Genomic DNA, 4,832 nt, shown 5'->3' on the forward strand with positions numbered 1-4,832 from the left:
TAGTTTATAAATCTTCATTTATAAACTTTTTTTAGTTTTTTTTTTTTTTTAAAAAAAAAAATGTCAAAGACATTTTTGATTTTAATAACTCGATTAAAACACAAATTACTTATTAAGAAAATATTTATACAGTTTTTGATTTTCTTTTTTTAACTGTTTGTTTTCTTCTTTTAATTTAACTATTCTACTTTTTAATTTATTAACTTCAATATTAAAAGCAGAACTTAAAGATGAAAAGTTTTTAGCCATTTTCGGAATAGTATTAATGTTAATTAACTCTTCTCATTCACCTTTAATTACCGAACTTAATATTTGCCTTCCTTTAATTAAATTTCTTTTAATGTAATGTTGATCAATAGTATTGGTAGAACGATGCCCTGTTATTTTAATGATATCATTTGAAGTTAAACCTAAACCATCTAAAAAAGTAATTCTTGATGTTCGCATATTTTGAAAATTAATTTGATATTTACTATAAGGAAGATTTGGATATTTTTTCTTTAAATAAACATAAAAATTTGACACTCTTCGATTTAATGCAGAATTATTAATTGCAATTGATTGAAAATCAATTTTTTTATAAATTTCAATTAAATCTTGAGGGATAATAATAACTCTTTTTTCATCATTTTGGATTTTTTCAACTCGACTAAATGTTGAATAATTTTCATCTAAATTATTATAATCAGCATTAATTACTTCACCAATTCTAGCTGCATTTTCATAGCACATAAGCATAAAAAAAGTCAACACATCATTATTGTAAGAAATTAATTCTTTTTTTAAAAAATTAATACCATTAAGATCCAATGGAACTTTTATTTTAGTGTCTTTTTTGTATTTTTCAAATTGATTAATTTTAATATTATAATTATATTTTTTATTAACTCATAGCACAAAAGTTTTAAAAACTGAATTGTAGAAATTTTTACTGTTATTGCTAATATTTTTTTGATTGATAAAATCAATAATATCATCTACACTAACTGCTTCTGAATTTAATTCAGTTAAAAGATTGTTAAAAACATTGGTGTAACATTTTTTAGTGTTTTTGTTTTGAATATGTTTTAAATAAAGATTAATCATTCTTTTTTTAATTAAATATTTCACTTTTTCCTTTCACTTCATATTTAAATTAAGTAAAATTTTGATGTATATAATACTGAAAAAGAATATTTAATCTAAATGTACATTAATAAAAAAATACTATTAAATTTAATATATTATTTATTTTTTTGATAAATTTCATTTAATTATCCCTTTTTAAATTATAGTAAAAAACTCAACTGATTAAGTTGAGTTTTTTAATTGATTTTAACTCTAAAATAAAGCAAATAACTTATATTTAAATTATAAATAGTATTCTATTACATTTGTAGTACTTTGAATTAATTTTTTAAAAATTATCTTTCTTTAAATAACTAAAGTATGTAATGAAAATAAATAAAACACTCAAGCTAAAAACAAATAATATTAAAATTTTAATAAGATCAAAACTTTTTTGACTGTAAACAAAAATTTCATCAACATTTTTAAAAATATCTATTTTTTCATTAGGATAATTTTTAAAATGAGAATAAGGAAAATTAAATTTTGAAATGTCAAATTTATTTTCTTTTATTTTAATTTCATTATTATTTTTTAATATTCCACTTATAAAAATTTTTAAAAAATTATTTTCTGAATAATTTTCATATAAAAAAACCAATGTTGCAATAAAAAACTCATTTTTATTAAAAATTTTACCAAAATTATTCTCTTCAATTGTCTTTGTAAAAATTTCTTTAGCATTTTCAAAATCATTTACATTTTTTACAGATTGACTATTAAAAACATTTTTTCAAACTTTATAAAATTTTTCTATATCAATTTTAAGATTATTTTCAAATATTTTTTTAGAATCATCTTTTACATCAAAAAAATATCTTCCTGGAATCAACATGTTTTTTTCTTTTATATAATTTAAACTAAAAATTTCATTTTTTCCAGTGGGAGGTTTTTCTTCACTTTGGGACAAAAAAACATTTCAGTATTTATCATTGATTTTATTTATATTTGAATTTGAATTAAAATTTTGAAAAACATTTTTGCCATCATAATCTCTTTGAACTGAAAATAAAAATTCATGACTTGGATTTAAAAATTTTAAAAAGAAACTTAATATATAAAAATTATTTCCAGCTTTTTTAATTAATTTTTTTTCTTTATCTAAAAAAGATTTTTTATCATCGTTTAAATTTAAATTTTTTGTTTTAGGAACAATAAACAATTGATAATTGTTATTTTTTTTATTAACGAATTTACTTGTTAATACTAAATCATTTTTCTCCAAAGAATCCAAATCTTCTAAAAAATAATAAGACTGATTTTCAATTACATAAGTAATTGACTGAAGTGGTTGAATAAGTATAGTTGAAAATGTTAAAATCATAAAAGATATTTTTGTTGATCATTTTGTTCTTAATACCATAAAAAATGATCCAAAAAAGAAATAAAAAAGTAAATTTGTAAAAAAACTTAAATAATATCAATTAGCATAATTATACAATTTATCTTTTACAGTTAAAAAAACTGATATTTTCAATATATAAATAAAAAGACAATAAAAAAACCCAATTACAAAAAAACATAAAAATTTATTTAAAATAATATTTTTTCTTGAAAATGGTCTTGATATTAACATGATTTCATTGTTTGAACTTTTTTCTGAATAAAAAAGTTTTGATGTTAAGATCAATGTTCAAATAATAAACAATATATCTAAGATAGATATAGCTGCAATTGCAAATCTAGATAAATTTATATAATCATATTTAATTTTTAAAATCAAAATCGTTGCAATTGTAGAAATTGAAATAAATAGACATAAAAATACAAAAATAATTCATGAAACTTTATTTCTAAAGATATTAGAAATATAAAAATTAAAAATTTTAAAATTTCTTTGTTTTAAAATACCCATAAAAACCTCTAAAATCTATAACATTAGACATTAAAATTATAATAAATTTAAAAAATAAATTACTCAATAACTTAAAATACATTAATTGATATTAAAATAATAGATAATTACAAAATTACTTGTTTAATTTTTTAAAAAACATTTTAAATTTTATAAATTAATTAAAAACTATTTTTTGTTTTACAAGTTATAAATACTTTATTTCAAAAGATGAAAAAAAATAAAAAACAAATTGATCTAAAAAATAATTCAAATTATTTTAATAATAATTTTTTAGTCCTAGTAAGAGACATTAATTTTAATTCTTCAAGTGGACCTATTTTAAAACGAAAAAATTATAGTTTTAAAAATCTAAAATTAGACAAAATAAACAAAAAAATTATCATTGAAATTAAAAAATTTGAAATTAAATCTGGTAATAATAAATCATTTCATGAATTTACCAATGGATTTTTAATTCAAGTTGAAAAAATAATCTTTCTAATTTATAACAATTTAAAATTGAATTAAAAATGTAATTTATATTCTAATTATTGTTTATGTATAAAATTGCATTTTATTAAAAAAAAAAAAAAAAAATCAAATAAATTATATTCAGCATAATTTATTTGATTTTTTAATTTAAAACTAGCTCAATTTTATGTAATTTTCAGTAATAAAAAATATAGTTTTTTTTAGTTTAGCTTTTAGCACAAATTTTTAATTTAAATACTTTAAAATTAGTTTATTAAAATGTTTGAATTATAAATAACTAATAAGTAAATAAAATATTAAATAAAATGCAAAAAATAATCAAAATAAAAAAACAAATTTAGGCAATAATGTAAAATTAATTTATAATTTTAAGTAATATGTTATCTAAAAGAACTAATTTTGAAATTCAAAAAAAATTAAAAGAACATAATTTTGAAAAAATTAACACTTCTAAATTTGATTATTCAAAATTAAAAATTTTATATTATAAAAAAAACTGAAACAAAAATTTAAACATTTGCAATCAGTTTAGAGATCTAAATTATTTTGAAAAACATTCTTATGATAGTTATGAAGACTGTGATTATTGAGTTCGCTCTAGGTATGATGATTTTTGAACACCTAATAAAAAAGCAAAATGAGACTTTTATATTTTAAAAACTGACAAATTAGCAAATAATAATGAAATTGAATTAGTAAACAGTTATCAAAAATGAATTTTAAAAAAGAAAAAAATTGAAAATACATCTTTTTATATTCACAGTATATATTCAGGAGCAACAAACAAGCACACTATTGTGCAAATAGAAAGAACTTCAGAAGATAGACAAATAAATGTAATGCTTTATCCTTCAGAATATGCTATGTGACTTTATGGATACAATTCCATCAAAGAAAAACAATTTCGAAAAAAATTATTTAAAATATTTGCAGATATTCTTGGGTATGATCAAAATTTTCAAGAAAAAACTCCAATATGAGGTTCAGATTTTTCTATATGTATTTGAAGCAAAGATACAGAAGAAATTTTTAACCAATTTATAAAAGCAAACAATTTTAAAAAACAAACTTTAAACAATATTTTTGCTAATTATTCATTAGAGCCAAACAATTATGATGAACTAATAAATGATCCTTTTGCTGATTTAGTTGCAAATCTTACTTGTCAAATAAAAAATAATAATAATAATAATGATGATGATTTATGTCTTTTATCAAGGTGGGTTTTTGATGATCTTAATTATTTAGATTTTTTTATAGTGCCAAATCAATTTTGAAATTTTGAAATTACTGAAAATGAGTTTACAAAACAAATTATTTTGCATAAAGATTTAAGTTTGAAATTAAAAACTGATGATTTTAAAAAGAATTTTTACAAATCAATTCAAGAAGAAAT

At 17.8% G+C, this 4,832-nt stretch carries 4 protein-coding genes; 2 read left to right on the forward strand and 2 right to left on the reverse strand.

Translation table 4 applies throughout. The annotated features are described in order from the left end of the window. Positions 1 to 105: 105 nt before the first annotated feature. Both U744_RS0103840 and U744_RS0103845 read right to left on the reverse strand, forming a co-directional pair. Positions 106 to 1,110, reverse strand: a complete 1,005-nt coding sequence (locus tag U744_RS0103840) for a site-specific integrase (RefSeq protein ID WP_025755728.1) — start codon at positions 1,108 to 1,110, stop codon at positions 106 to 108. Positions 1,111 to 1,396: 286 nt separating this feature from the next. Continuing rightward, positions 1,397 to 2,470, reverse strand: a complete 1,074-nt coding sequence (locus U744_RS0103845; protein ID WP_211234167.1) for a hypothetical protein — start codon at positions 2,468 to 2,470, stop codon at positions 1,397 to 1,399. Between the two features lie 702 nt (positions 2,471 to 3,172). Here U744_RS0103845 and U744_RS0103850 point away from each other — a divergent pair. Next, positions 3,173 to 3,472: a hypothetical protein gene (locus tag U744_RS0103850; RefSeq protein WP_025755730.1), complete on the forward strand. Its 300-nt coding sequence runs from the start codon at positions 3,173 to 3,175 to the stop codon at positions 3,470 to 3,472. A gap of 341 nt (positions 3,473 to 3,813) precedes the next feature. Continuing rightward, on the forward strand, positions 3,814 to 4,832 hold a 1,019-nt coding region (locus U744_RS04370; protein WP_036432101.1), incomplete at its 3' end, for a hypothetical protein.

Origin of the sequence: Mycoplasmopsis cricetuli ATCC 35279 (genome assembly GCF_000526955.1) — a bacterium.
Lineage (GTDB): Bacteria > Bacillota_I > Bacilli_A > Mycoplasmatales > Metamycoplasmataceae > Mycoplasmopsis > Mycoplasmopsis cricetuli.